Annotated in this window: 23 protein-coding genes; 19 read left to right on the top strand and 4 right to left on the bottom strand. The window is 61.7% G+C overall.

The genetic code is table 11. The annotated features are described in order from the left end of the window. Window positions 1–176: 176 nt before the first annotated feature. A complete protein-coding gene (locus ABLE92_RS16395; protein WP_030175686.1) occupies window positions 177–1,055 on the bottom strand; it encodes an SDR family NAD(P)-dependent oxidoreductase in 879 nt (292 codons plus the stop codon). A gap of 688 nt (window positions 1,056–1,743) precedes the next feature. Here ABLE92_RS16395 and ABLE92_RS16390 point away from each other — a divergent pair. The 3 genes from ABLE92_RS16390 to ABLE92_RS16380 all read left to right on the top strand — a co-directional run bounded on the left by ABLE92_RS16390 (window position 1,744) and on the right by ABLE92_RS16380 (window position 4,967). After that, complete coding sequence (locus tag ABLE92_RS16390; protein WP_009678392.1) at window positions 1,744–2,760, top strand: AurF N-oxygenase family protein; 1,017 nt, start codon at window positions 1,744–1,746, stop codon at window positions 2,758–2,760. A gap of 10 nt (window positions 2,761–2,770) precedes the next feature. Further along, a complete protein-coding gene (locus ABLE92_RS16385; RefSeq protein ID WP_030175684.1) occupies window positions 2,771–4,456 on the top strand; it encodes an FAD-dependent oxidoreductase in 1,686 nt (561 codons plus the stop codon). A gap of 280 nt (window positions 4,457–4,736) precedes the next feature. Then, window positions 4,737–4,967 (top strand): hypothetical protein, encoded by a 231-nt coding sequence (locus tag ABLE92_RS16380; protein ID WP_008382249.1) that lies wholly within the window; start codon window positions 4,737–4,739, stop codon window positions 4,965–4,967. A 123-nt stretch (window positions 4,968–5,090) separates the two neighbouring features. Here ABLE92_RS16380 and ABLE92_RS16375 read toward each other — a convergent pair whose 3' ends face one another. Beyond that, the gene (locus ABLE92_RS16375; RefSeq protein ID WP_009678390.1) at window positions 5,091–5,360 is read right to left on the bottom strand and encodes a DoxX-related protein; all 270 of its coding nucleotides are present in this window, start codon (window positions 5,358–5,360) and stop codon (window positions 5,091–5,093) included. Between the two features lie 466 nt (window positions 5,361–5,826). Here ABLE92_RS16375 and ABLE92_RS16370 point away from each other — a divergent pair, with 466 nt between their 5' ends. From ABLE92_RS16370 to ABLE92_RS16320, 11 genes are all read left to right on the top strand, one after another. Beyond that, window positions 5,827–6,750, top strand: a complete 924-nt coding sequence (locus ABLE92_RS16370) for a metal-dependent hydrolase (protein WP_009678389.1) — start codon at window positions 5,827–5,829, stop codon at window positions 6,748–6,750. A gap of 476 nt (window positions 6,751–7,226) precedes the next feature. After that, on the top strand, window positions 7,227–7,964 hold the full coding sequence (locus tag ABLE92_RS16365; protein ID WP_030175681.1) for an MlaE family ABC transporter permease: 738 nt from the start codon (window positions 7,227–7,229) through the stop codon (window positions 7,962–7,964). A gap of 10 nt (window positions 7,965–7,974) precedes the next feature. Continuing rightward, window positions 7,975–8,838: an ABC transporter permease gene (locus ABLE92_RS16360; RefSeq protein ID WP_030175680.1), complete on the top strand. Its 864-nt coding sequence runs from the start codon at window positions 7,975–7,977 to the stop codon at window positions 8,836–8,838. Between the two features lie 8 nt (window positions 8,839–8,846). Beyond that, window positions 8,847–9,881 carry an MlaD family protein gene (locus ABLE92_RS16355; RefSeq protein ID WP_348805819.1) on the top strand — a complete coding sequence of 345 codons (1,035 nt, stop codon included), beginning with the start codon at window positions 8,847–8,849 and terminating at the stop codon, window positions 9,879–9,881. Beyond that, window positions 9,882–10,886, top strand: coding sequence for an MlaD family protein (locus ABLE92_RS16350; protein ID WP_155224888.1), 1,005 nt, complete (start codon window positions 9,882–9,884; stop codon window positions 10,884–10,886). It begins immediately after the preceding gene. Beyond that, window positions 10,883–11,878, top strand: a complete 996-nt coding sequence (locus ABLE92_RS16345) for an MlaD family protein (RefSeq protein ID WP_042378899.1) — start codon at window positions 10,883–10,885, stop codon at window positions 11,876–11,878. The genes ABLE92_RS16350 and ABLE92_RS16345 overlap by 4 nt, the downstream gene beginning before the upstream one ends. Next, entirely contained in the window at window positions 11,872–12,921 is a 1,050-nt protein-coding gene (locus tag ABLE92_RS16340) for an MlaD family protein (RefSeq protein ID WP_035756044.1), read from the top strand. Before ABLE92_RS16345 ends, ABLE92_RS16340 begins: the two co-directional genes overlap by 7 nt. After that, window positions 12,921–13,958, top strand: coding sequence for an MlaD family protein (locus ABLE92_RS16335; protein ID WP_035756041.1), 1,038 nt, complete (start codon window positions 12,921–12,923; stop codon window positions 13,956–13,958). The genes ABLE92_RS16340 and ABLE92_RS16335 overlap by 1 nt, the downstream gene beginning before the upstream one ends. 26 nt (window positions 13,959–13,984) lie before the next feature. Then, entirely contained in the window at window positions 13,985–14,917 is a 933-nt protein-coding gene (locus tag ABLE92_RS16330) for an MlaD family protein (RefSeq protein WP_075863799.1), read from the top strand. Window positions 14,918–14,966: 49 nt separating this feature from the next. After that, window positions 14,967–15,653, top strand: coding sequence for a hypothetical protein (locus ABLE92_RS16325; protein WP_230461844.1), 687 nt, complete (start codon window positions 14,967–14,969; stop codon window positions 15,651–15,653). A gap of 27 nt (window positions 15,654–15,680) precedes the next feature. Then, window positions 15,681–17,324, top strand: coding sequence for a fatty acid--CoA ligase (locus tag ABLE92_RS16320; protein ID WP_006357955.1), 1,644 nt, complete (start codon window positions 15,681–15,683; stop codon window positions 17,322–17,324). Between the two features lie 248 nt (window positions 17,325–17,572). On the opposite strand, the gene ABLE92_RS16315 is transcribed toward ABLE92_RS16320, so the two are convergent. Continuing rightward, window positions 17,573–20,683: an MMPL/RND family transporter gene (locus ABLE92_RS16315; RefSeq protein WP_496560819.1), complete on the bottom strand. Its 3,111-nt coding sequence runs from the start codon at window positions 20,681–20,683 to the stop codon at window positions 17,573–17,575. A gap of 42 nt (window positions 20,684–20,725) precedes the next feature. Then, a complete protein-coding gene (locus ABLE92_RS16310) occupies window positions 20,726–21,067 on the bottom strand; it encodes a DUF4873 domain-containing protein (protein WP_006361213.1) in 342 nt (113 codons plus the stop codon). 133 nt (window positions 21,068–21,200) lie between these two features. Between ABLE92_RS16310 and ABLE92_RS16305 the strand changes: the two genes are divergently transcribed. The 5 genes from ABLE92_RS16305 (at window position 21,201) to ABLE92_RS16285 (ending at window position 26,734) form a co-directional block, all read left to right on the top strand. Next, entirely contained in the window at window positions 21,201–22,169 is a 969-nt protein-coding gene (locus ABLE92_RS16305; RefSeq protein WP_006361212.1) for an AurF N-oxygenase family protein, read from the top strand. A gap of 158 nt (window positions 22,170–22,327) precedes the next feature. Further along, window positions 22,328–23,851: a flavin-containing monooxygenase gene (locus ABLE92_RS16300; protein WP_006361211.1), complete on the top strand. Its 1,524-nt coding sequence runs from the start codon at window positions 22,328–22,330 to the stop codon at window positions 23,849–23,851. Window positions 23,852–23,890: 39 nt separating this feature from the next. Beyond that, window positions 23,891–24,760 (top strand): SDR family NAD(P)-dependent oxidoreductase, encoded by an 870-nt coding sequence (locus tag ABLE92_RS16295; protein WP_035756058.1) that lies wholly within the window; start codon window positions 23,891–23,893, stop codon window positions 24,758–24,760. Beyond that, window positions 24,757–25,827 carry a 2Fe-2S iron-sulfur cluster-binding protein gene (locus ABLE92_RS16290; protein ID WP_348805817.1) on the top strand — a complete coding sequence of 357 codons (1,071 nt, stop codon included), beginning with the start codon at window positions 24,757–24,759 and terminating at the stop codon, window positions 25,825–25,827. The genes ABLE92_RS16295 and ABLE92_RS16290 overlap by 4 nt, the downstream gene beginning before the upstream one ends. Then, the gene (locus tag ABLE92_RS16285) at window positions 25,817–26,734 is read left to right on the top strand and encodes an alpha/beta fold hydrolase (protein WP_348805816.1); all 918 of its coding nucleotides are present in this window, start codon (window positions 25,817–25,819) and stop codon (window positions 26,732–26,734) included. The genes ABLE92_RS16290 and ABLE92_RS16285 overlap by 11 nt, the downstream gene beginning before the upstream one ends. The last annotated feature ends 31 nt before the right edge of the window (window positions 26,735–26,765 follow it).

The following is a 26,765-nucleotide window of genomic DNA, read 5'->3' as shown; positions in this document are numbered from 1 at the left end:
AGATCGCAGGTCCGGGGCACCACCCCGACAGCCCGGCGGCGGGACCAGGCTAAGTGGACCGTCGTGCAGCAGAGCCTCGGGCCGATCGCACCGACGAGTCAGGTATCCCCGTGTCGCACATCGGCCCTCCTCGCCGAGTTGATCACCTCGCCGTGGGCCACCATCTGGGGCACACGTCAGGGCGCATTACGTTCCACAAGCCGGTCCGCGACTCTCGACGAGGCCGCGCCCACTCGTCGGAGAAGCCGTGCCACTCGCGGCATGACCTCCAGATCGCGATACACAGCCGCGTGCACGAGCCAGTCCGCAGCCTCGACCGCGGTGAGCGCGGGAATTTGGTGGTATTCGTTGGTGGGCTCGATCATCGGTGTCCGCACGAGCGGGAAGAAGACGGTCGTCACAGAGACCCCTGTGCCACGCAACTCCGACGCTATGCTGCGTCCGAAGGCGGTAATCGCGGCCTTCGATCCCGCGTATGCCGAGAACTTGGGCATAGCGCCCATTGGGATCCCCCAGGTGGAGACGTTGATGAAGTGGCCGCTGCCGCGCTCCTTCATGGCAGGTAGGAACCCTAACGTCAGCTGCACGGGACCGAAGTAGTTGACCGCCATGGTGCGCTGATAGTCGTGCAGCCGATCCGTCGAGTCGAGGACCTCGCGGCGAATCGACCGCCCGGCGTTGTTCACGACGATGTCTGGGCAGCCGTACTCGGCGAGCACGTGCTGGATCAGGCGAGCCGTGTCGTCGGTGTCGGAGAGATCCGCCGGACAGGCGTCGGCATAGCCGCCCGCGGCCCGGATACGCGTGACGAGCTCGTCTAGGCTGTGCGCACGACGCGCCACCATCAAGACGTGGGCTCCACGACGGGCGAACTCTTCAGCTGCCGCAGCGCCGATGCCCGACGAAGAGCCAGTGACGAGGACGGTTGAATACCGTAGCCGCCTGGCCGGCGACCCGGTGCGAAGTGTATTGACGAGCTCGCCCGGCGTACGTGGTCGTTGTAAAGCAGTATGCGCGACTCGGGCCGGCACGTATCTCACAGCTGCTGCCACCATGCATAGACCGTAGATCACGAGGCGCAGCACTATTGACCCCCATCCGCTGCGAGGATGCGGCCGATGGTCGTCTTGCCCGTCGTCCCAGTGGGCCGGAGAACACGAAATATGTGGGCCGCCGTGCCAGAGCGAGAGCCCCTCGCTGCCGCCTTCGTGCACCAACAAAAGCCAGACTTGGTGCTTGACGGCCGGTGGTTGGCCGATTGGCGATCTAGCTCGGCCAGGACGGCGTCGTAGCCGGTTGAGCGGCCCCTACGATCACCTGGTCACCATCAGCCGTCAAGATCAGCTGTCAGCGGTAAGAACTGTCCTGAGGGAGGTGTCGGTTCCGGTTGAAAAACGAGCCCGCCGAAGCGACACGGGGGCAACCGGCGCACGACGACACCGCCCGCCCGCTCTGTTCTGACATGTGCACAATTCGATGATTTCAACACCGTCCGACCCTCCGCGTGTACATATACGTTCCATTCCTGTACACACGCGCCTGTAGCGACCGCGCGGCCCAGGCCGTCATGCCGTCTTTGCGTCTCGCTGGTTAGCCGTCTTGCCAGCCACCGCTCCCTATCGCGCGGCCCTGGATCGGGGCGGTTTCGGTCATCGCACGACCGGGGCATTTCCGATATCCGATACTTGCGGTATCGTGTACGTATAAAAGCCGTAGAAACATCAACCTCAGGGGAGGCTTCTTATGGCTAGAACCGGCATCATCAAACGTTGGCGTAGCAACATGGATGTGCTCGACGACACCGTGTACACCGACATGCTCAACACACTGTCTGAGGGGTCAGTGCGACGGCATTTCAACCCCTATATCGATATCGATTGGGATGCACCCGAGTTCGCGGTGACACCCAATGACGAGCGGTGGATCCTTCCTGGGACCGATCCGCTCGGACGTCACCCGTGGTATCAAGCGCAAGCGGTCGAGCGCCAGATCGAGATCGGTATGTGGCGTCAGGCCAACGTTGCCAAGGTCGGCCTGCACTTCGAGTTGGTCCTGATCCGCGGCCTGATGGACTACGCGTTCTGGACGCCCAACGGGTCGCCCGAGTACCGCTACTGCCTGCACGAGGCCGCCGAAGAGTGCAACCACACCATGATGTTCCAGGAGATGGTGAACCGCATCGGCGTCGACGTGCCCGGGATGCCAAGATTGCTGAGGTGGTCCCAACCGGTCGTCCCGTTGATGGCCGGGCCGCTGCCGATCCCGTTCTGGTTCGGCATTCTCGCCGGTGAAGAACCCATCGATCACACGCAGAAGAACGTTCTGCGCGAGGGTAAACAGCTGCACCCGATCATGGAGCGGGTGATGGCGATCCACGTGGCCGAAGAGGCGCGGCACATCTCGTTCGCGCATGAGTACCTGCGTAAGCGGGTGCCGCATTTGTCGCGAGGGAAGCGGTTCTTGCTGTCGATGTTTGTGCCGGTGATGATGCGCGTGCTGTGTTCGGCCATCATGGTTCCGCCGCGGGAGTTCTGGAAGGAGTTCGATATTCCACGCTCGGTGCGCAAGGAGGTCTTCTTCAATTCGCCGGAGTCGCGGCAAACGCTACGTGACATGTTCGGTGACGTCCGGATGCTGTGCCACGACACGGGACTGATCAATCCGCTCGCCAAGATCGTTTGGCGGATCTGCAAGATCGACGGCAAGCCGAGTCGCTACCGTAGCGAGCCGCAGCGCCAGCACGTGTCCGCCGTAGCGTAGGGCGGCGTACATGCCCCATGTGATCACCCAGTCGTGCTGTAGCGACGCCTCCTGTGTGTACGCCTGCCCGGTCAACTGTATTCATCCGTCGCCAGACGAACCCGGGTTCGCCACCGCTGAGATGTTGTACATCGATCCGGTCTCGTGTGTCGACTGCGGCGCATGTGTATCTGCCTGCCCGGTCGGGGCGATAGTGCCGCAGGCAAAGCTGCGGCCTGAACAATTGCCGTTTGTCTCCCTCAACGCGGCGTTCTACCCGGATCGGCCCGCAGGCGAGAGGGTTCCGCCGACGTCTAAGCTGGCGCCGGTCATCGCCGCGCCGAAAGTCGATGCACGCGAGTCTGATCCATTGACGGTAGCGATCGTTGGCTCTGGTCCGGCGGCGATGTATGCCGCCGACGAACTGTTAACCCAGTCAGGCGTACGGGTCAACGTCTTCGAACGTCTCCCGACGCCCTATGGGCTGGTGCGGGCCGGCGTCGCACCCGACCATCAGAACACCAAGCGGGTCACGCGGCTTTTCGACGAAGTGAGCCGATCGCCTGGATTCACCTTCTACCTCAACGTCGAGGTGGGATCGGATGTGTCCCACTCCGAACTCTTGGCCCACCATCACGCGGTGGTGTATGCCGTCGGAGCGCCGAACGATCGCAGACTCGACGTCGACGGCATGGGACTGCCCGGCACCGGCACGGCCACCGAAATGGTCGCGTGGATCAACGGACATCCCGAATACACAGATCTCCCTGTCACGCTGGAACATGAACGAGTGGTGCTGGTCGGCAACGGCAACGTCGCGCTCGACGTAGCCCGCATTTTGACGACTGATCCGGACGCATTGGCGCGCACGGACATCGCCGATCACGCGCTGGCCGCACTGCGGCAGTCGAAGGTCAACGAAGTGGTGATCGCAGCCCGCCGCGGGCCGGCGCAGTCCGCTTTCACCCTGCCGGAATTGATCGGGCTAACATCGACGTGCGACGTGGTTCTCGATGCGACCGACCAAGCTCTCGTGCAGGCCGACCTCGCCACGGCGGAGGACCCGCTGATCCGAAACAAACTGGAGGTACTGAGCAAGCTCGGAGACGCGTCAGTGCCCGCGACGCGCCCGCAGATCCGGTTAGCATACCGGTTGACGCCCGCGCGCATCCTCGGCACTGCCCTCGTGAGCGGCATCGACTTCACAGTGACGGGTTCGGATCGAATCTGTCATCTCGACGCCGGCCTGGTGCTGACATCGATCGGATACCGCGGGAAGGCCATTCGCGATCTACCGTTCGATGACGTCGCCGCCGTGATACCCAACGACGGGGGCCGGGTCATCGATCCGCAAACGGCACAGCCGGTGCCAGGCAGCTACGTGGCGGGCTGGATCAAGCGCGGCCCCAACGGTTTCATCGGCACCAACAAGTCGTGCGCGGCGGAGACGGTACAAAGCGTCGTCGATGATTACAACGCCGGTCTGTTGACCGCGCCGCGCACAAGGCCCCACGCGTTGGCGAAACTGGTGCGCAGCCGCAGACCAGATGTGGTGAACGCGGCCGGATGGAGGGCCATCGACGAAGCCGAAATCAAGCGTGGCGGAGGGCGCCGCCCGCGCGACAAGTTCACCTCGGTCGCCGACATGTTGGCAGTTGCGGCCGCCGCACCTACTCCGCCGTTCACGCAGCGGATGCTGGCCGGTTTCTGTCACTGACGACGAGCCCGCTGTCATGCTGAGACACGAGGTGGCGGATGGTTACCCGGCTACCCGGATGGGGGCCGATGTTGCTTACCGTCGTGCTGGTCTCGTCTTCGTCGGCGGATCGATCTTCACGAGGGGTGCACCTTCACGATCCCTACACGCTTCGCTCCCACGGCGAATCCACCACCGCATTGCAAGGGCGATGACTCCATCGCCCGCGAAGCGACGCTCCTGCTGCAGACGGGCCTGGGACAAGTGGTGATGCTCTCACCCGGAGGACCGCGGCGAACTGATGGTGAAGGTGTCCGGGGTCAAGGCGTTGGCGACCACTGCCGCGCTCAACCTCAACAGCGGGATCTTCGAGGTGATCGGTACGGCGCGGGATCAATCCCAAGTACGGCTTCGACCGTTTCTGCGCAACGTGCGTACCCACACCCGGCACGCCCCAGAGGCATACAAGATCGCCGACGTAGGCCAGCACAGCCTCAACGGGCAGTACCCGATCCCCGGCTTCACCTCGTAGGTGGTGGGTCGGGGACGTACAGATCCAATCGTGATCTCCCACCGCCCCGCCGGGCATCGACCCGGCGGCGGTGGCCCGTCAGAACTCCCGGTGGACCGAAATCAGTCCAGCACCGGGTGAGTGTCACCGTCTCGCGAGAACTATCCGCGAACCGAGGAACGCAACGTAGGCGCCCAGTGCGACCAGCCCCGCCTTCCGCGTCGCCGGAATCGCGATCGCGGTGCCCACGACGGCCTCGGTGACCCCGTTCCGCTTGGTCCACGTGGTGGTGTCCTTCGGGAACGCCGACGCGGTGATGGCATGAAACGCCTGCGGCACCACCAAGTGTGCTAAGCCGGTCGCGGCCAAGACGGCTCCGGCAGCGGCGGGAACGGACGTGGTCTGGTTGGGCATTGGGTGTCCTTCTGTGAGGTGGATTCGATAGCTCATCAGAGCCAAGCGCACCGGCGGTCGTGAGACAAGACCACATGCCGGAGGTGGGGCGGGCGAAATGATCGCGGTTCACGGGTTAGTTCTCTCAAGTACCCTGAAGCACCCAGGTCCAGTTCCCGATCCCGGACAAACTGCTTGCTGGCCAGGCGCACCAGCTGCGCGCGGCCGCAGCTGGTCGGCCGAGCGTTGTACGTAGCGCAAGTTGGCGATGTCAGCCTATGCCGGCTGGGGTCCTTCGGCGCGGCCCCACAGGGCGTCTACTTCGGCCTGGGCAGGTGCCATCAAGTGTGCGTTCGCCGACCGCGGCACCCCCATCGGGGCCTTATCGACCATTGACAACACTGTCTCTGCGGACTGATAGTTGGGAATCGAGCTGTGGCTGCTGACACACATATTCTGGTGTGGCGGAACGGGACCGGAGGACAGCATGGACGCGGAGCAACCCGCCATCAGCTCTACCGACGACGCCGGTGTGGTCGACTTCAAGGCAGCGCCCATCCGTGCAAGGCGGATCAAGTTCTCCTATCCGCAGGGCTCCATGAACCGACACTATGTCTCCGACGACCTGATCATGAGTCACGTCGTGTCCATGCTGTCATCGGTCTTCCCGGAGGGCGAGGACTTCTTCATCCGGTCGGTGAAGTACTACAAGGATGAGATCGCCCACGCGACATTGAGGGCGCAGGTCGACGGGTTCATCGGCCAAGAGGCTACACACGGACGCGAGCACCGCGAGATCAACGAGCATCTCCAGGAAATGGGTTACCCCACTCGGATCAATGACCGCCTCACCAAGCGAGCGCTGGCGATGATCTACCGTCACGCGCCGCACAAATTCTCCTTGGCCATGACCGCCGGCCTCGAGCACTACACGGCGACCCTGGCCTCTCTGCTCCTCACGAATACCGAGGCACGCGCGCTACTCACCTCCGACGAGGTGCGGGGACTCCTGCTGTGGCACGCCTACGAGGAGGTCGAACACAAAGCGGTGGCGTTCGACGTCTACCGGACCATCGGTGGCAGCGAAGCTCTGCGTATCGGCACGATGCGCGGGATCCACATCACGTTTCTGGGACTTGTCACCGTGTCCACGCTGGCGTCAATGCTCACCGATCGCGCCACGTACAACCCGGTTCGTCTTCTGCGAAGCGTGGCGGCTATGCGCACCAACCCGTGGATCAACCGAGATGTATTGCGCGAGTTAGGAACCTACACGCGTCGCGGGTTCCATCCCAGCGACAACCCCACAGACTATCTGCTCAAGACCTGGCGCTCGGAGTTGTTCGGCGACCAAGGTATTTTGACGGACAACCTCGTGGGTGGACGTCAGCGCCGCTCGGACCGCTGCTGAACGAGGGCCGCGTCGGTGGGTACCTGTGACCCCCGTCGTCGCACCACGATGGTCCTCGATGTCATCGAGATGGCGCGGTGGGCACTCACCCTGATCATTCCTATAACGAGCAGCACGCGGCGCCGACCACCTCTACACCCTCAACTGCGAAGAGCCAAAAACGTTCGGTTCCATCCGCTGCTGGTATTGGACCGCCCCGAGATCCGGCGGGGAAGCCCTGGCCGGGCTGCTCGATGTCTCCGAGAGCTTCGGTAAATGCGGCGACGGACGACTTCACCGATTCGCTGTCCGACGTTGACCCGGCCAGTGCGCTAACTCCGGCAGGAATCTCCGAATCATGTATTGAAGTACTCGAAGTACCTGATACTGTGATGCACACCATTGAAGGGCTGTGCAGCCATATGAAGGAGAGCAGTATCGCTACGGGAGTCACTGGTCGTGCGACGGATAGTCTTGCGACCTTCGGGAACACGACCATGCTCGCCGGCCAGGCACTGCGGTGGACCGTGTATGACATTGTCACCGGACGATTTCCGTTTCGGGAGGCTGTCACCCAGACCTGGTTCGTCATCACCGTAACGACGTTGCCGGCGATCCTGGTGGCGATCCCGTTCGGCGTCATCGTCTCGGTGCAGGTGGGAAGCCTGACCCAGCAGGTCGGGGCCACGTCCATCGCCGGCGCCGCTGGTGGACTCGGGATCATCCAGCAGGGGGCCCCGATCGTGACAGCGCTGCTGCTCGGTGGTGCGGCAGGGTCGGCCATCGCCTCTGACCTTGGCGCACGCACCGTCCGTGAAGAGATCGATGCCATGGAGACGCTAGGACTCAATCCGGCCCGTCGAGTCGTCGCCCCGCGGTTCGTCGCGGTTCTCATCGTCGCTCCGCTGTTGTGCATGCTCATCGTGTTTACCGGTCTCGTGGCCGGCTACATCCTGAGCGTCAACGTCCAGGGCATCACGCCGGGAAGTTACGTCTCCTCGTTTGCATCCTTTGCCTCGTCGGCGGACATCGTGGTGGCACTGATCAAGTCAGTGGTGTTCGGTCTCGTGGTCGTGGCAATCGCATGTCACCGGGGTCTGTCCACGAAAGGCGGCCCGAAGGGTGTGGCCGAATCTGTCAACGCCACCGTGGTCCTGGGGGTGGTGGCGTGCTTCGTCATCAACGTGGTCATCACCCAGCTGACAATTATGTTCGTCCCGCAGACCATCGGATGACGGAGAACACGTGACCGCCATACCATCCACCCGGTTCACTTCTGTCACTCGTCCGATCGTGCGTGCTGTGACGCCCCTCGCCGAAGTCCCTGCACAACTCGGGCACATCACCACGTTCACCATCGACACCGTCGCAGGAATTCGCCACGTCGCGACCACCTATCGACGACAGACGCTTTTGTACATACATGAGTTTGCTTGGGGACGAGGCGCTGTTCTGGTCGGCGGGGGTACCGCGGTCGTGCTTGTCATTCTCGGAATGGCTGTGGGGGCATCCATCGGCATTCAGGGCTACGCCTCGCTGGACCTGGTGGGGATGGGGTCTCTTACCGGGTTCATCTCGTCATACGCCAACACTCGGGAGTTGGCACCTATTATCGCCGCGATCGGCTTCGCAGCCCAGGCCGGCTGTCGCCTCACTGCGGAGATCGGTTCTATGCGCATCGCCGAAGAGATCGACGCACTCGAGTCGATGGCGGTGCGGCCGATTCCGTACGTCGTCAGCACGCGCGTGGTCGCAGCGATCACCACTATCATTCCCCTCTACATCGTGACGCTGATACTCAGTTTCGTCGCGGCCAAACTGGTCGTCATCCTTATGCACGGTCAGTCCGGTGGCACCTACGACTTCTATTTCAATGCGTTCCTCAAACCGCAGGATCTGGTGTTCTCAGTCATCAAGGTCCTAATTTTCGTGGTATCGGTCGTCATCGTCCACAGCTACCAGGGCTACTACGCCACCGGTGGAGCAGAAGGCGTCGGCCGCGCGTCTGGTCGAGCGATCCGCAGCAGTCTCATCATCATCGTCGTGGAGGACATGATCTTGACCCTGCTGATGTGGGGCTTCGATTCGGGCGTCAGGATTTCGGGCTAGGAGTTTAAGTGGCTGTATTTCAAGATCCGTCAGGGCGCGCGCCGTCACGAACGAACTTGACCCTGCGTGGGATCGGGGTTCTCGTCGTCGTGGTGGTTGCCGCCTATCTTCTGGTGGGCAACGCGAACGGAAAATATGACGACAACAAGACAGTGACGATTACCACCGACGCGATTGGTGACGGATTGAAGAGCGGATCGGAGGTGAAGTATCGGGGCTTCACGGTGGGCAAGGTGTCCTCGGTGTCGGTGCGCGACCAAAGCACAAATGTGAAAATTGAGCTCACCGGAGCGAACGACGACATCCGGTTGCGTCAGGGCTTGGCGGTGAATTACACGTCCGCCAGCGCGCTGGGGCCGACGGCACTGGATATTGTCGACCCCGGGCAGGGAGCGCTCATCCGTGATGGCGGCAGTGTCTATGTGAGCAAGCAGCAGTCCGAACAAACGTCGGTCTCGACCCTGATTCGAAAACTTTCCAAGCTGGTCAATGCTCTCGATCAGCCGGCGTTCAATTCTGTGGTGAAGTTTGTCGTCGACGATTCCCAAACGTTTGCCGACGCCGGCAAACTCATGTTCCAGATCGCACAGCTCACTCGGGACGTTCAACAGCGGCCAGTGGGCCAGGATTTGGCGATCGCGGCAGACGTGTCCGAGGGTGTTGCCGACTTCATGAAGCCGTTCATTCCGGGCATCCTCATAAACGTCGACATCGCTGACTTCTTCGCCACCGACGAGGCCATCAAACAGACCAAGGGCAACCTCAACGACACCGGCGAGGTCCTGTTCGGCGCACTCGGAGGACTGTTGAACAAAAACTACCCGGCGTTGAGTTCACTACTGGACGTCGGCCTCGATCTGGCGAGGCCAGTCGCCAGATCGGCCTCGGGGCTCGCGCGGACCGTTTACACCATCCCGCAGATCCTGGACAGCATCGACAAGGCCACGCCGCAGGTCGGCGAGCGAGTACAACTTCAGGTCGCCCTGGTAGTGCAGACGTCACCTGCGCTGCAGAGCGCGCTTGCAGTAGGAGGACCGAGGTAGATGAAGCTCAAGTCGATAACTCCCACCATCATCAAGATCGTCGCGTTCGCCGCAGTCATCGGCGTTCTCACCTACGTGATCATCGCCATCCTCCAACCCAGCTCGGATGGACCGAGTTCTGAACGATCAGCGGTCTTCTCCGATGCCTCCGGGCTCAAACCTCGCGACGGTGTGCGGCTGGCTGGAGTCAAGGTCGGTTATGTGACGGCGATCGACCTGAACGGGCCCACGGCGGTCGTTCATTTCCAACTGAACGACGACATCACGATCACATCGAAAACCACCGCCGCCGTGCGTTATCAGAATCTTCTCGGACAGCGATATGTCGAATTGATCGGTGCGGCACAGGGGAAGACACAGGGGGAACTCACACAGGTGGCGCTCGACAAGACCATTCCCTCATTTGATGTGTCCACCTTGTTCAACGGATTCAAGCCGGTGTTCGACACGCTTAATGCCGACGAGATCAATGAACTGCAGTCCAATTTATTGCGCGTTGCTCAAGGTGATGGAAGGGGCATATCGCCTGTTCTGAAGCAGATCGCCAACATCACCGCCTACGGGAACCAGCGGTCTGAGATCATCACAAATATTGTGACGAGTCTCGGCCAGGTCTCCGACCAGCTCGAAGGCCGCTCGGCGGAGATGGTCGAACTCGTCGACAAGCTGGGATCGATCGTCGACGCCTTCAGCCGCGTGAGTGACCGGCTGCGAGAGTCGCTACGCGAGGTCAACCGGTCCATGTCGAAGACGGTCCTCACCGGCGAGCAACTCGAGTCAACGTACGACCAGAGTTTCGCGGCGATCTATCAGCGTCTGGCGCGAGAACCCGGGGAGTTAGAGGGTCTACTCAACGGTGCGGTGCTGCTCAAGCCCCTTATGGACTCGCTCACCGCTGCGACGAACTCCACGCCGAGCGAGGCGCAATGTTCGAAAGGTCTCCTGCCCCTGCCGGATACAGCGCAGATTGCGCTTATGGGGCAACGATTGGTGGTGTGTAAGTGAGGTTGTTCAATCGAAATCGATCGCATCACCAGCCCGAACGCAGACGCGACCTCATCGTCGCCGGTGTGGTGGTGGTGACCGTGGTGGTCGGTCTGGTCATCGCCGGGGCCGTGTATATCGCACCGCCCGGTCAAAAGGTGTACTCGGCCCATCTGGTCAACACCGGCGGGCTGGAGTCGGGTGATCAGGTGCGTATAGCGGGGATAAGACAAGGGAGGGTGTCGTCGGTGGACCTCACGGGAACGGTTATCACAGTCAAATTTCGACTCGACGACTCGGTGTCAGTCCGTTCGGATGCTACCGCAGCGGTTCGCCTGATCACGCCGATCGGCGGGCGAGTTCTCGATCTGGACCCAGGGTCAGGACCGACCGCGCTGTCGGGGGCCATCCCCCTTGTTCAGACATCGAGTACCTACGACATCTCCAACACGCTCGAGACGACGACGCCGGTGTTCCGTGATGTGAACGGCGTCGATCTCCGTCAAACTGCGGCGCTGCTGCAGAATGCGTTCTCCGACGGCAACACAAACATTCCCGACGCACTGAGGAACACCAGCAGTCTGATGGACCTCCTAGAGCGACAGTACGGTCAGCTCGACAAAACGGTCGCTCTATCGGATGAATACGTCAAAGCTTTCGCCGACCAAAAACAGGTGCTAGTCGACTTTCTCCGTCAACTCAGCTTCCTGGCCAGGACGCTGGGACCTGATATCCAGAACGTCCGCGACGGGTTCGACTATCTCAGGCGTCTGTTCAAACTCCTGACGAGGCCGCTCGTGGCGTACCGCGATGGCATCGAACCGTCCGTGCAACAGTTCAAGACGCTCCTGGACAAGGTGTCGACAGAGATGCCGGGCTACTCCAATGCCCTGACACAGATCGATCAGATCACTCAGCGCCTCGGCGTCCTCCTCCAGGCGCCGGTCGGTGCGCCGGCCACCACAGAACCAGAGGTTCGTGTGTGCATTCCGAGTGGTGACGACAAATGCTGACCACCTGGGTCCGAAGACTGCTGCTCCTGATCGCCGTGGTGGTGGTGGTCATCGCTGGTATCGGGATAGGCCGGACAGCGTCCGACGACACGCGCGCCCTGTGCGCAGAGTTCACCGATGCATCGGGCCTCTTCGAAGGCAACGCAGTCGCCATGCTCGGCAAGAAGGTGGGCAGCGTCGTCGGGGTGCACCAGAATAAAGGTCAGTCCGGTGTAAGGATCGACATGCGGGTCGACAAGAGCGTGCCGCTGTCTGCCGACGTCGGCGCGACTCTGGTGTCGACATCCATCGTGACCGAACGTCAGATCGAGTTCACCAAGCCGTACTCCGGTGGAGCCCGATACGAGACGAATCAGTGCATTCCGTTGAGTAAGACGAGAACCCCGCTGGGAATCAGTCAGACGCTCGACTCGATCAGCGACTTGTCCGAGGACCTGGTCAAGGACAACGGCAGAAACACCGACGCCGTCCTGCAGTCCCTCAAGCTCGTTTCCCGCAATCTGGAAGGGACCCAGGGTGACGTGGCCGGGATCATCAAGGACTCTGCCACGCTCATCAACGACCCGGCCAAGCGGGATGGACAGGTTCGCAGGATCGTCGGGAACCTCGCAACACTGACGGGGGTGGCAGCCGAGAACGACAAAGAGGTGACCGCCCTCTTCGACAACTTCGTGGGTGCCATCAATGTCATCGTCGCGTTCGGCCAGACGTTCGGCGCGGCAGTCGAGTACGCGGGGACGTTCGTACCGATCCTCTCGCGGCTCGCAACGGATTTCGGGCCCCCAATATTCGCGATCGGTGATGCTGCCGTTCCGCTCATCGCCGGCATGGGAGAGCAGCCGGACATGGTGGCAGCGGTCGCAGCCCGCACGGCAGACCTCATCATGAAACACCCCGATGCCAAGTCGATCGTGCAGGCGTTCGCAGTGTCGCTGCCTTTGCGAAGCCTCGTCAGTGGCTGCGCCGCGCCGGTGGCAAACGGCGTCTGCGGGCCCGGCGATGCATCAAGGACGATCGCCGGGATGATGGGGGGAGGGGCCTGATGATCTCAGTCAACCGGGCACGCCTCGGACCCATGGTGATCGCACTGATGGCAGCGATGGTGTTCGTGACGTCGTGTGGGATCAACGCTGACAATCCGCCGACCATAGGAACCTCTGATGGCAACGGCTACGACATCCAGATGGAGTTCACCAGCGCACTCAATCTGCCGGCCCTCGCAAAAGTCCTCTCAGAGGGGCTCAGCGTCGGAACCGTCGAGAATGTCACGTACGAGAACGGGCATGCGGTCGTCAAAGCTCGCATCGATAACAAGACTCAGCTGCCGGCCGAATCGCGAGCCGAGCTGCGTCAGGACACTCTCCTTGGTGAGATCTACGTTTCCATCCTTCCCCCAGCCGAGCCGTCGACGGGTGCCTTGCTGCGGTCGGGTTCGGTGATCCCGCTGGCACGGACCGAGCCGGCAGCGAATGTCGAGGACGTCATGCGTGGGATGGCGAATGTTCTCGGCGGCGGTGAACTCGACAAGATCCACACCGCGATCTCGACATTGAACACCTCGTTCCCCAAGGATCCGCAGGAATTCGACGCCCTGTATCGGACAACGCTGGAGACCGTTTCGGAGGTCTCCTCGAACACTGACAAGCTCGACGTGGTGTTGAGGTCGGCTGATCGGACTCTGAAGGTGATTTTGGCTGATCCGTCGGGAATCGACCGGATGCTGGCTAAGGGCGGAACCAACTTCTATGGCCTCGGCTACTCCCTGATCGACGTCGCGTTACTCATCGCCAACTTGCGTACATTTGCTACGGCCGCGGGCAGGATCGTGGATCCGGAGTACTCACGCATCAAGGAGTCGGTGGCCGCGATCGCCCCGGTGATCGCGTCGATCGCCAACTCCGACATTTACTCGAAGTCCGTCACGGAGCAGGCAACGCGCGTCATCCGCGACAAACTCATTCCATTCGTGGGGTCGCCTGACATCAACCTCTCGGACATCTCCATCGATGGTCGGGACCTGGCGCGGCGTGACGCCGAATCGTTCATTACCGTGTTGAAATCGATCGGAATGATGCCGTGAACCGCAGCAGCAGCACGCTCATATCGATGGTGGCTTTGGCCGTCGTGTTCGTCGCAGGGCTCGGCTACCTCGTCGTCGGCGTGGCACGCGTCAACCCCACCCGCTCCGAGTACTCGTTAACCGCCTTCATCGACAGCTCAGGCGGTCTACTGGACACGTCGCCGGTGATGGTGCGGGGGATACCCGTCGGAAAGGTGGCCTCCATCAACGTCGTGGATTCGGCACTTAAGGTCGAGATGGCGATCGATTCCGATCACAAGATCCCCCAGGACAGCGTGATGTCGATCCTGAATCTGTCGATCGCGGGGGAACAGTACATCAACTTCGTGCCCGGGGGCACGGCCACCGGCGGGTACTTTGACAACGGAGACGTGGTGCCCGCTGAGGCGGTGCACGTGTCGCAATCGGTGCCCCAGGTGTTGCCGAAGATGGCTGCGGTGGCAGATGGGCTCGACCCGGCTTCGATCGAGTCCATCAACAAGACCGTCGCCGAGGCCGTCGCAGGACGGCAGGGAGACCTCGACATGATCGGCGACATGATGCACCGTCTAGTCGATTTCGTCGGCAAAGATGGGTCCGTCCGGGTGACCGCGGACAACGCCGAGTTCCTGCTCGGCCTCATGTCCAATGTCGGGGACGTCCTCAGTACGGCAGCTGTGCGTACCCCTGACGCCGTGAACGGATTGGCGCGAATTCAGCGGGCGTTCATCGAGTTCACAACCACCTCGTACGACAAGTGGCCTCCCGTGTTGAAGCTTGTGGACAAGCTCAGTGGCTATATCCAGATCCTGCAGCCTGATCTGGTGACGATCACCCGGGCGGTGAAACCGGCGACAGAGAAGGTCGCGGACACATACGTCGACTTCGGATCGATCGGCGACCTCCTCGCCCGAACCTTCCCGACGTCGCGACCAGGTCGCGCCGAGGTCCCCATCACCGTGTCGCAATCACCAAGATGACGGCTTGTCCGCAAGCGACTGTCACCAGCAAGTACACAGAAGGCCCCAGATGACAAATGACGAGCAGACCAGACCGCCTACTGAGGCCACTGAGGTCGAGGGCGGCGCGGCAGCAGCGACGACGGATGGCGATCTGCTGGTGGACGAGAACGCCAAAACCGCTTCCGTAGCCGCGACGGGGGTTGACGACAGCGACGTCGACTCCCCCTCGCCGAGTGGGCGTCGCTGGTCAGTATGGCCGCGATCACGTGCTGCCGTGGTCGTTTCGGCCGTGATCGTGGTGCTCGCTGTGCTGGTCGGCGTGTTCGCCTACCTCTACCTCGAGGCCGACGACGCGAAGTCGGTATTGGAAAACGACGCCGCGCAACGGGCTGCGGCGGCGGAGGCCGCCTCGGATTACACGACCAAGTCCCTGACCTACAGCTATCAGAACACCGACGCCTTTTTTGCGGCGGTCAAGGAGAACGCAGGTGAGGCGCTCGTCAAGCGTTACGACGAGGTTCGACCGACGCTGACGCAGATCATGCAGCAGGCCCAGGTGCAGGCGTCGGGACGCGTGCTGGCCACCAGCGTCACTGGTGAAACCGACGGCGAGTACACGGTGATGGTCTTCGCGAGCCAGAAGACGCAGAACGTGCAGAACCCGCAACCGAGTGAACTGCCGACGTTGTTGAAGGTGGTCGTGTCGAAAACGGCTGGGGGCTGGCAGATCCAGGACTATGGCCCAGCAGAATAAGGCGGCTGTGCCGCAGAAGGAGTATTCATGAAGAGCACGATGCAGGACGTACCTTTGACGGTGTCGTCGATCCTTCGCCACGTCGCGACGAATCACGCCGGAAGGCAGGTGATCACCTACGGCGGCGCCGAACCGGCTCGAACCACGACTTACGGGCCCCTTGAGGAACGCTGCGGTCAGCTGGCCAATGCTCTGCGTCGTGCCGGTGTGGGCGACGATGACCGTGTAGCTACTTTGCTGTGGAACAATCAGGAGCACCTAGAGGCGTACGCTGCGGTTCCCGCCATGGGTGCCGTCCTGCATACCCTGAATCTGCGGTTGTCTGCGTCCCAACTGTCGTTCATCGCGAATCACGCTGAGGACCGGGTCATCATTACGGATAGTTCGCTGGTGCCGTTGTTGGCACCGGTGCTGCCGGGCCTGTCGACCGTACGTGTCGTGTTCGTCGCCGGCGGTGGGGAGGTGTCGGCGCTGGAGGGCAACGGCGTCGAAATCATTCGTTATGAGGACGCGCTCGCTGCGGAGTCCCCGGCCTTTCCGTGGGCAGAACCCGATGAGAGATCGGCGGCGGCTATATGCTACACCAGCGGAACCACGGGAGACCCCAAGGGGGTTGTCTACAGCCACCGTTCGATGTTCCTTCACTCGATGGCAGCCTGTACCGGCAATGCGCTCGCCGTGGAGGAGGGTGACCGAGTCCTGCCGGTGGTGCCGATGTTCCACGCCAGTGCCTGGGGTCTTCCCTATGCGGCCCTTATGGCGGGTGCCGACTTGCTTCTGCCCGACCGATTCCTGCAGGCGGCGCCTCTGGCGGACATGATTCAGACACATCGGCCCACGAAAGCGGGTGCCGTTCCGACCATCTGGAACGATCTGTTGCAGTTTGGGTCATCGCATCCCGATGTGGATCTGTCGTCGATCAGTCTGGTCGCCTGCGGGGGTGCGGCGGTGCCGCAGTCGTTGATCGAGGGATTCGCGGACAGGTTCGGCGTCCCGATTATCCAAGCGTGGGGGATGACGGAAACCTCGCCACTCGCCGCGGTGAGTCGACCACCGGCCGGTGTCGCACCGGAATCCGATATGACGTATCGCAAGCGTCAGGGCCGTGCCATCTGTGGCGTCGAGATGCGTCTCACCGACGAGGCCGGTATGCCGGTTCCACGTGACGACAGGTCCGTGGGGGAACTGGAAGTGAGGGGGCCGTGGATCACCGGTGGCTATTATAATATGGACGAAGACAGCGACAAGTTCCGTGACGGCTGGCTGCGGACTGGCGATGTTGGCCACATCAGCCCGGACGGCTATCTGACGCTCACCGATCGAACGAAGGACGTCATCAAGTCCGGTGGCGAGTGGGTCTCATCGGTGGAGCTCGAGAACACCATAATGGGCCATCCTCAGGTGGCCGAGGCTGCCGTGATCGCTATCCCCCACGAGCGATGGCAGGAGACGGCCCTAGCCGTGGTCGTCCGGACGCACGGCAGCGACGTTACCGCCGATCAACTCGGCCAGTGGTTCCTCGAGAATTGCCCCGCCGAGATCCCTCGTTGGTGGATTCCCAAGAACTGGGCGTTCGTGGACCAGGTGCCACGCACCAGCGTGGGCAAGTTCGACAAAAGAGCTTTGCGTGCCCAACATGCCGACGGGGATCTCGTCGTCGTGCCGAACTGAACACATTCTCGCTGACGGCGGCGGTTCGCTGAACCGCCGCCGTCTGGTGTTCACCGCCTCGGCTGATGCTCTCAGAAGTGCTCAGGCCAGGCAGTCCGCAGCGATGACTCACACTGCGACCGAGCATTACAGCACGGGGTGTAGCGAAAGCGTTAGCGCGAATGGGCAATTGATCGTGGGGCCGTTTCACAGCAGGAACCGAGAGTTCCTGTCAACCCTCGCGCGCCTGATGTAGATTCACCCCGCCATCAGCGATTAGACGTCGTCAAAGGTCCTCTGGCATAGGGTCCTACCTCGGTGGAATCCCGGCTCACGGCCGCGCGGTGCAGCCGCCCTGGCCACCAGCTCGCCTCACCGAGCAATGCTGCCAGCGCAGGGACGACAATCGTGCGGACGAGAAAGGTGTCCAGGAGTAACCCGATACCGATGATGAAGCCGATCTGCACCATCACGTCGATCGATCCCAGCATGAGTCCGAACATGCTCGCCGCGAAGATCAAACCGGCCGAGGTGATGACCGAGCCGGTGTATGCGACGGTGCGTAGAACTCCGAGCCGGATATTGGCCGTCGATTCCTCTCTGAGCCGGGAAACCAACAGCATGTTGTAGTCGGCCCCCACTGCAACCAGGACGATAAAGGACACCAGCGGGACGGGCCACGCTATTTCATTGCCGAAAATGTGTTGGAGGACAAGGACACCGATGCCCAGAGCGGCTGCGTAGTTGAGTACAACGGTGGCCAGTAGATAGATCGGTGCGACGATCGCCCTGAGTAAGAGCATTAGGATCAGGCCGACTATCAGGAGCGTTCCGAATCCGAGTAACTTGAAATCGTACGCCAGAAGTCGTTGGATGTCGGCGTTGATCGCCGGGAACCCGGCGACAGATGCGCGCGCACCCTGCAGCGTGGTGTTCGGCATGGCGTCCTCGGCCACCTTCGACAGACTGTTCGCCAACGTCATGGCATCCGCGGTATACGGATCGTAGGCGGTCTGCACTACAAAGCGAGCAGTCTTGCCATCCGGCGAGATGAACTGGCGCGCCACTTGGCTGAACTGTTGATCCTTGAACGCGTCGGCGGGTAGGTAGAACCCCGTTGCCGAGTCAGTGTTGCCGATGTCCCGGGCGGGCGCGCGTAGCTGGGCGGCCACTTGAGACAGGCCCGCCAGCAGCTGTACGTTGCTGTCCACCAATGCGCTCACACCGCCGGACAGCTGTCGGGCCCCGTCGGCGAGCGCTCGGACGCCCGTCTGGAGCTGTGACAACCGACTGCCGAGGTCCTGGCCGTTGATCGTCTGCAGAGCGGAGTCGAGGACGTTCAATGAGCTCTGCAACTGCGCGAGGTCCGCCGTTCCCGGGCCCTCGACTCCACCGAGCTGGGTAGCGAAGTCCGCGATACGACCGAGGGACTGGTTGTCGGCCAATGCGCGGATGTCCGAGGTCTGTGTCTGCAAGGCCGAACACTGCGGGATCTGGACGCACCAGGGAGCATCGAGTGCACTCAACGCCGGTGCGACGGCGTCGGCAGCCGACTGTGCTTGTCGTGCCACTCGAGACAGCTCGGGAGCTTGTTGGGAGAATTCATCGAGTGCGGGCGCCGCAGCAGCCAGCTGATCGACGAGCGGACGATACTGGCTGAGCTGCTCGCCGGCCGACGAGGCCTGCTCGAGCAACCCCGACAGCGGCGCGAGGTTGGTGGTGACCTGCTCGTTCAGCAGAGCAAGACCGTCGGCGAGTTGTGATGACCCGGTCTTTAGTAGGTCCAGGTCGCCCTTCCGTGACTGTGCGTCATCGGTCTTTTCGGTGATACCACTACCGATCTGGTCGTTCTGCCATGACAACTCAGCCTGCTCGAGCTTCTCGCCCGTCGGGCGGGTCACCCCGATGACGCGGGTGACGCCGGGCGTCTGCGCGACGCGCGACGCCATCTGTTCAAGATCGGCCAGTCCCTGGCCGGTGCGCATGTCTTCGTTCGACTCCACCAGAAGGAATTCGGAGATGATGGTGTCTTTGGGAAAGTGCCGGTTCAGCAGCGCGTATCCCTCGTTGCTTCCGGTGTCCGGCGGCTGACCTTCCCGATCGTCATAGGTGATTGTCATGGTGGTCGCGATGAGGCCGAGAGCGATCAGTGCCACCAGGCTCACCGCGAGCAGCGGGACCGGCCGCCGGATCACCCCCGTTCCCACCCGATGCCAGTACCGTCTGGTGAGGTCACGACGAGGTAGACCCGCGCCACGCTTTGCCGCGAACGACAGCACGGGGGGCAGCAAAGTGACGGTTGCCAGGAAGCCGAAGGCGATAGAGATCGCGCACGCCGGGCCGAGCGTGTTGAACACGCTGAGTTTGGCGAACGCCATCGCTAAGAAAGCAAAGGCAACTGTCGCTGCGGACGCGAGCACCACGCGACCGATCGTTGCGGTGGCGTTCGCAATGGCCACGTCAGGGGTATCGCCCGCCCGGATGCCCTCGTGATACCGGCTTATGAGGAATACGGAGTAGTCGACTCCGGCGCCGAAGATGATTACCGTCATGAACATCGAGGTGAATTGAGACACGGGCATGCCCAATTCGCCCAGACCCGAGAGCACCCCGCGGCCCACTGCCAGGCTCATGCCGACCACCAGCAGCGGCATGAGAGCGGTGAAGATCGATCGGTAGACGATCAGCAGGATCCCGGCGATCAACAGCACCGTGGCGAGCGTGATCACGACCAGATCGGTCTCACCCACCGCGAGCTGGTCGGTGAACGTGGCAGGTGGACCGGTCACCCGAACAATTGTGTCGGTACCACTGAAGATTTCGTTCGCGGTGTCACGGACCGCTTCCACGGCGTTGGCAGCGTCCGGTCCGCCCAACGTCCCGGTGACACCGATAGGCAGATACCACGCCTTCTTGTCTTTGCTCAGCGCCTGACTCTCCGTGAGCGGGTCGCCGAGCAGGTCGCGGACTGCGATGACGTGTTCCGTGTCCGCACGCAGTGCGGTCACCAATTCGTCATACCTGGCGCGGGTGGTGTCCGAGAAACCCCTGTCGTTCTCCATGGCGACGAAGACGGTGGTCTTGGCCCCCTTCTCATTGAACGCCTCACCCATCCGGTCGAGCGTCTGAAATGACGGTACGCCCGCGGGTATCGGGTCCACCGACTGCTGTCGGATCACGGACTCCAGCTGCGGGAATAGCACCGCTAAGCCGACCGCAACCACGACCCAGACCGACGCCACGAATCCCTTGCGCCGCAGCGTGAACCAGGCGACCTTTTCCAGTTGAGCGCTGTATTCACCGGTGCCGGCAGAACGCCTTGATGGACGGTTGTGAACGATCGACGACCTGGCCACGTACGAATTTCCTCTCGGACTCATTGGATTGGGGGAACGCCCCACAGGCGGCTCCGTGCGGGTCGGTCAGCTGTGATGTTCACTCTCTGCTATCGACTCCACGTCTTCGAGCGTGGTGGGGATGTGGTACGGCGGCCTGCTCGTGCCCGTAATGCGATAGCGGTCCCAGAAATCAGGATCGCCCACGACGCACTCGGCGCGGCCCTCTGGTGTCACGAAGACAGCAACCGTGCGCCTGCCCGCGAGGAGGGCGTCGAGCGCATCATTTTTGTCGATCCTGCCGTACCAGGTGTACAAGCCGTTGAGGGGCTGGAAATAGCCTTTGATTTTCACCCGGACAGCAATCTCCTTGCCGCGGCACACCAAGGTGCCCTCGCCGGAGTAGTCGAGATCGTGGTCGTCAGACACGTAAAGCTCACTTTCTTCACATCAAGCGTTGACAAAAGAACACACTGGCAGTGACACTAGCAGTATCGGGTACCCAGAGTATCGGGTATAGAGACGAGACTCAGCTCGGCCCGGAACACAACGGAGGTGTCACATGACCGTTCAGAATGTTGAGATCAAGCCCGACGTTTCGACGGAAGGGGTGTCGCGCGTCAGCGCCCGCAAGCCCGTCGACATGCAGAGGTCTGCCGGTCGACTGCTGCGTGCGGCGGCCGAGAAATTTTATGACGCGGAGATCGACATCGATTGGGACTCGCCCTGGGAGGAGGGAAAGTACTTCCTGCCCGAGCATCGTGTCTCGCTCTACGGCACCAAGCTGTGGGAGAAAATGAGCGATGAGCAGAAGGTGGAACTCGGGCGCCATGAAATTGTCAGCATTCTCAGCTTCGGTATCTACGCAGAGAATCTGCTCAGCTCAGCGCTGCTCCGAATGTCTGCCAAAGGTGCCCTGACAGATCAAAGGGCCCTCTACGCCCTTAACGAGATCGGCGACGAGGCACGTCACTCGACGATGTTTGCCCGGTTGATCAACAAGACGGGACTGGCGCCGTACAAGTTGCCGAAGGGATTCTTGGGCTTCGCGAAGATTCTGCATTTTGTGCCTCTCGGCCCGTCTGTATCCGGCGCGACATTGCTCATCGAAGAGATACTCGACCGCGCTCAGCGTGAGGCGATGAATGACCCGAAAATGCAGCCGCAGCTGCGCCAGCTCATGAAGATCCACGTTCTCGAAGAGGCCCGCCACATCACCTTCGCGCGGCTGGAAATGGTGGAGGGGATGCAGCGTCGCGGACGCATCTCGCGCGCTTGGCATCGAGGCACGCTGGCGGTCATTGCGAACTTTGCGTACCCGTTGCTCATCAATCCGAAGGTGTACCCCGCTGTCGGAATCAACCGTCTGCGCGGGCTGTGGGCGCAGCAGACGAGCCCGAACTATCGCGTCAATTTGCAGTTCATGTCCGAGCCTATGATCCGGTTCTTCCACGAGGCCGGGATGATGGAGGGGAAATTCACGATGGCGATGTGGCGCGCAACGCGCAGCCTGCCCGACGATCTGCGCTAACACCCTCAGCCTGGCCCCCTCGGCCACTCGCCAACCCTCGACCCCACGTTCGGATGTCTCCGTTCGCGGGCTCGGGTGGATGACATTCTCACACCTGCGACGCGTTCCCGCGCCGTGCAGGTCCGTCTGCTGTATTTGATCAGGGAGCTTTTCACTCAATGCCGTCCTCCAACACCAAGCGCGCGGCGCGCGCCGCCACGGCGACAGACCCGGGAATAGCCGAGCCTATAATCACCAAGGTACTCATCATCGGCAGCGGATTTTCTGGGCTCGGTATGGCCGTGCAGCTCCGCCGGCGCGGGTATAGCGATTTCATCGTGCTGGAAAAGGCCGACTCTGTCGGTGGAACCTGGCGCGACAACACCTATCCAGGATGCGCATGCGACGTGCCGTCACTGATGTACTCCTACTCGTTCGAGAGCCGCGGTAGTTGGTCGAAGGTGTGGTCTTCGCAGCCCGAAATCGAGCAGTACCTGAAAGAGATCTCCGACAAGCGTGGTGTCACTCAGAAGATCCATTTTGGGCAGAAGTTGGTCTCCGGATACTGGAGCGAGTCCGAATCTCGGTGGCACCTGCGTACCGAGTCGGGCCGGGAGTACATCGCGCAGTACGTCGTGTCCGGTGTCGGCGCTCTGCACATCCCGAACTATCCGAACATCCCCGGAATCGATGAGTTCGCCGGCCAGGCATTCCATTCGGCAAAGTGGGACCACACGGTGGATCTCCAGGGCAAGCGGGTGGCCGTCATTGGCACCGGTGCCAGCGCGATTCAGTTCGTGCCATTCGTGCAGAAGGAGGCCGGCACACTCACGGTCTTCCAGCGAACCCCGGCTTGGGTACTTCCACGCAAGAACTTCGCGGTGCCGACGGCACTTCGGACCGTGCTCAGCAAGATCCCTATCACACGCCGCCTCGCTCGGTGGTCGGTCTACTGGGGCGCAGAGAGCCTGGCCTTCGGGCTCAACGGCCACTCCAACCTTATGCGACCAATCGAAAAAGTGGCGAAATGGAACATCGAGCGTTCTATCGCCGACCCTGAGCTACGCAGAAAGCTGATGCCGTCCTACCGCATCGGATGCAAACGCATCCTGGGATCGAACGACTACTACCCTGCACTCGCCGCGCCCAACACGACAGTGATCAGTGATCGGATTGAAAAGGTCACCGCGGATTCTATCGTCACCGCTGACGGCGTGTCACATCCTGTAGATGTGATCATTTACGCCACAGGGTTCCATGTCACAGACGGATTCGATCAACTCGCGCTCAAGGGCGCCCGGGGCGAAGACTTGCCGTCGCACTGGCACCGGACGGGCATCAACACCCACCTCGGCATCACCACCGAGGGCTTCCCGAACCTGTTCTTCCTGCTCGGGCCCAACACAGGTCTTGGACACAACTCTGTCGTATTCATGATCGAGCAGCAGATCAAGTACATCATGAAGGCCATCGACGCCGTCGACAGTCGCGGAGCGCAGCGTGTAGATGTGCGGCCCGAGGTTCAAGAACACTTCAACAAGAACATTCAGCACAAGCTCGCCAAGGGGGTATGGACCAACGGCGGGTGTACGAGCTGGTATCTGGACTCGCAGGGTGTCAACCGTACGGTGTGGCCCGGGTTCACCTGGCAGTACTGGCGAGCGACGAAGGACTTCAAGCCCGCCGAGTACGAGATCGCCTGACAACCCAGCCGTAGGTCATCGAGAAGTGAGTATTCAACAGTGAGTAGTTCGACAACAGATAACTATGCGAACCAGGTCGCAGTCGTCACGGGAGCCGCCTCAGGGATCGGCCGGTCCCTTGCGCTTCAACTTGCCGGACGCGGGGCCAGCCTTTCCTTGTCCGACGTCGACGAGGTGCATCTCGCGGAGACGGCGGCTATGTGCCGTACCGCGCATCGGGCGAAAGTCGAGACCGCCGTGTTGGACGTGGCAGATCGTGCTGCCTTCCAGGATTACGCCGAAAGCGTCCAGTCATCTTTCGGGTGCGTGAACATGGTGTTCAACAACGCCGGCGTCGCCCTCGGCGCCGACGTTGTTGACATGTCTTGGGAGGACTTTGACTGGCTGATGGGTATCAACTTCGGTGGTGTCGTCAATGGGACGAAGGCCTTCCTGCCTTATCTGATCGCCTCCGGTGATGGTCATCTGGTGAATACCTCCAGCGTCTTCGGTCTGGTCGGTATTCCCAGTCAAAGTGCTTACAACGCCGCCAAGTTCGGTGTGCGTGGCTTCACCGAAGCGCTTCGCCAAGAGATGAAGATCAGTCGGCATCCGGTCACAGTGACATGCGTTCACCCCGGCGGCGTCAAGACAAATATCGTCAATAACGCTCGGGGTGTATCCGATATGGGGGCAGATACCGCCACCATTGCCACAATGTTCAACAGCATCGCCAGGACCACTCCGGAGAAAGCGGCGTCCACCATCCTCAAGGGAATGGACAAGAAGAAGCCCCGAGTGCTGATCGGCGCAGACGCACGGGGCTTCGACTTTGTCGCACGCGTTGTGGGTCCGCGCTACCAGGACATCTCTGCGCCTATCACCCGCGCGGGCTACGCCTTCGCTCGCAAGCGGGGAATCATCAAATGACCGTCGAGCAGGAGAATCGGCCGGGCACCACCGCCCGCTCACGGACGCTGACCGTGTCGGAGGTCGTGCAAGAGACCAAGGACTCTGTGAGCATCGCCTTCGAGGTGCCTGACGAGATCGTCGACGATTTCAAACACCTTCCCGGGCAGTTCATCACGCTGAAGATCCCGTCTGACCAGACGGGCCACGTCGCACGATGTTATTCGCTGAGCAGTTCGCCTCATGTCGATGACTTCCGCCTCGAGATCGGGGTCAAGCGCACCGATGGGGGATATGCGTCGAACTGGTTGTGCGACAACGTCTTCGCCGGCATGGAGCTGACCGTCCTCACGCCGTCAGGGAAGTTTACCGCGAAGAGCCTCGACGTCGACATGCTTTTCTTCGCTGGCGGAAGCGGCATCACGCCGGTCCTGTCGCTGGTGAAGTCGGCACTGGTGTCGGGCGGTGGGGACGTCGTCCTGTTCTACGCGAACCGTGACGCCGACTCGATCATGTACGAGCGCCAGCTTCAGCAAATCAGCTCTGAGTTCGCCGAGCGGTTCACTTTGGTCGGCTGGCTTGAGTCCGAGAACGGGATCCCCACATCCGAGGCTGTCGAGAAAATTATCCGTGACCACAAAGGGGCGGAGATTTTCACCTGCGGCCCTGCCCCCTTCATGGACCTGGTGGAAAGGTCCGCCGCCGCGTGTGGAGTGGACCATTCGGGTGTGCATCGCGAGGTGTTCCAGTCCCTGGCGGGTGACCCGTTCGACACCGCCACACTGCGTCGACTCAGTGACGACGAGGGTGTGGCGACGGCCACGGTTTATCTCAACGGAGAGTGCATCACCACGGCATGGCCACGTAACACGCCGCTGCTCGACGTGCTTCTCTCGCAAGGACACAACGCCCCATACTCGTGTCGAGAGGGCGCATGCAGCGCGTGTGTCTGCAAACTCATCGAAGGCGATGTCGACATGGTGCAAAACAACATCCTCGTCGATGACGACATCGAGGACGGTGAGCGACTCGCGTGCCAGGCACTTCCGCTCACCGACGCTGTGACGGTGAGTTTCGATGACCTCTGACTCTTCGGGAGCCGGCCTACTGTCGCGGCGGTCGCGCGAGGTTCTCTCCACTGACGGCACGAGGCTGTTCGTCGAGGAGTACGGGCTGGGTGATGATGCGCCGCTGGTGGTGTTCAGCCACGGGTGGGCTTGCCAGGGTCGGTTCTGGAGACCTCAGATCGAACACTTCGCCAACACACACCGTGTGGTGGTATATGACCAACGAGGACATGGCTGGAGTGACCGGGGTCGCGCCCCCTTCTCTTCGTCGTTGCTCGGCGACGATCTCGAGGCGGTCTTGCGCGCGGTCGTCACGTCGGGTCGTAAGGCCTTGGTGTCCGGTCACAGTATGGGCGGGATGTCCATCATGGGTTGGGCTGCCGAGCACCCGGAGTCGGTGCCCCTCCTAGCCCGTGGTGCCGTCTTGGCGAGCACTGGACCCTCCCAGTTGGTTAGCCGATCGACGTTAATAAGGTCGCCACGTCGACTCCGCGCCACACTGGAGCGAGCCTTCGCAGCCGGGCTCGCCATCGCGGGACCGGAGATGCTTGACACTCGTTTCAACCGACGGTTGGTAAAATACGGGACGATGGGCCCGCACGCGTCGGCCGACGTTGTAGCGGAGTGTTCCGACATAGTGCTGCGTTGCCCCCCTGCGGTGCGGGGAATGTGGGGCAAGGTCCTGGCCTCCATTGACGTCAGCAAAGGAGTCGACTCACTTGCGGTTCCGACGACAGTGATCGTGGGCTCTGCCGACAAGTTGACACCCGAGGTTCATTCCATTGATCTCGCCGAACGCCTGCAGCAGCGCGGTCGGTTGCACGATTTCGTGGTGTTGCCGCAGATCGGTCACATGATCAACATGGAGGCACCGAACGATTTCAACGAAGCAGCGGCGCGATTGGACGCAGCCACGGTAGAAAGTTGACTCCTGAACCGTATCTATGACCGAATGCACA

Origin of the sequence: Gordonia oleivorans (assembly GCF_040044975.1) — a bacterium.
Lineage (GTDB): Bacteria > Actinomycetota > Actinomycetes > Mycobacteriales > Mycobacteriaceae > Gordonia > Gordonia oleivorans.
This window is presented reverse-complemented; position numbering and strand designations above follow the sequence as displayed.

Bases quoted from the DNA above. Each gene is read 5' to 3' on its own strand.
- ABLE92_RS16395 (WP_030175686.1), bottom strand. From the start codon at position 1,055: ATGGTGGCAGCAGCTGTGAGATACGTGCCGGCCCGAGTCGCGCATACT.
- ABLE92_RS16390 (WP_009678392.1), top strand. From the start codon at position 1,744: ATGGCTAGAACCGGCATCATCAAACGTTGGCGTAGCAACATGGATGTG.
- ABLE92_RS16385 (WP_030175684.1), top strand. From the start codon at position 2,771: ATGCCCCATGTGATCACCCAGTCGTGCTGTAGCGACGCCTCCTGTGTG.
- ABLE92_RS16380 (WP_008382249.1), top strand. From the start codon at position 4,737: ATGGTGAAGGTGTCCGGGGTCAAGGCGTTGGCGACCACTGCCGCGCTC.
- ABLE92_RS16375 (WP_009678390.1), bottom strand. From the start codon at position 5,360: ATGCCCAACCAGACCACGTCCGTTCCCGCCGCTGCCGGAGCCGTCTTG.
- ABLE92_RS16370 (WP_009678389.1), top strand. From the start codon at position 5,827: ATGGACGCGGAGCAACCCGCCATCAGCTCTACCGACGACGCCGGTGTG.
- ABLE92_RS16365 (WP_030175681.1), top strand. From the start codon at position 7,227: ATGCTCGCCGGCCAGGCACTGCGGTGGACCGTGTATGACATTGTCACC.
- ABLE92_RS16350 (WP_155224888.1), top strand. From the start codon at position 9,882: ATGAAGCTCAAGTCGATAACTCCCACCATCATCAAGATCGTCGCGTTC.
- ABLE92_RS16340 (WP_035756044.1), top strand. From the start codon at position 11,872: ATGCTGACCACCTGGGTCCGAAGACTGCTGCTCCTGATCGCCGTGGTG.
- ABLE92_RS16335 (WP_035756041.1), top strand. From the start codon at position 12,921: ATGATCTCAGTCAACCGGGCACGCCTCGGACCCATGGTGATCGCACTG.
- ABLE92_RS16330 (WP_075863799.1), top strand. From the start codon at position 13,985: ATGGTGGCTTTGGCCGTCGTGTTCGTCGCAGGGCTCGGCTACCTCGTC.
- ABLE92_RS16325 (WP_230461844.1), top strand. From the start codon at position 14,967: ATGACAAATGACGAGCAGACCAGACCGCCTACTGAGGCCACTGAGGTC.
- ABLE92_RS16320 (WP_006357955.1), top strand. From the start codon at position 15,681: ATGAAGAGCACGATGCAGGACGTACCTTTGACGGTGTCGTCGATCCTT.
- ABLE92_RS16315 (WP_496560819.1), bottom strand. From the start codon at position 20,683: ATGAGTCCGAGAGGAAATTCGTACGTGGCCAGGTCGTCGATCGTTCAC.
- ABLE92_RS16305 (WP_006361212.1), top strand. From the start codon at position 21,201: ATGACCGTTCAGAATGTTGAGATCAAGCCCGACGTTTCGACGGAAGGG.
- ABLE92_RS16300 (WP_006361211.1), top strand. From the start codon at position 22,328: ATGCCGTCCTCCAACACCAAGCGCGCGGCGCGCGCCGCCACGGCGACA.
- ABLE92_RS16290 (WP_348805817.1), top strand. From the start codon at position 24,757: ATGACCGTCGAGCAGGAGAATCGGCCGGGCACCACCGCCCGCTCACGG.
- ABLE92_RS16285 (WP_348805816.1), top strand. From the start codon at position 25,817: ATGACCTCTGACTCTTCGGGAGCCGGCCTACTGTCGCGGCGGTCGCGC.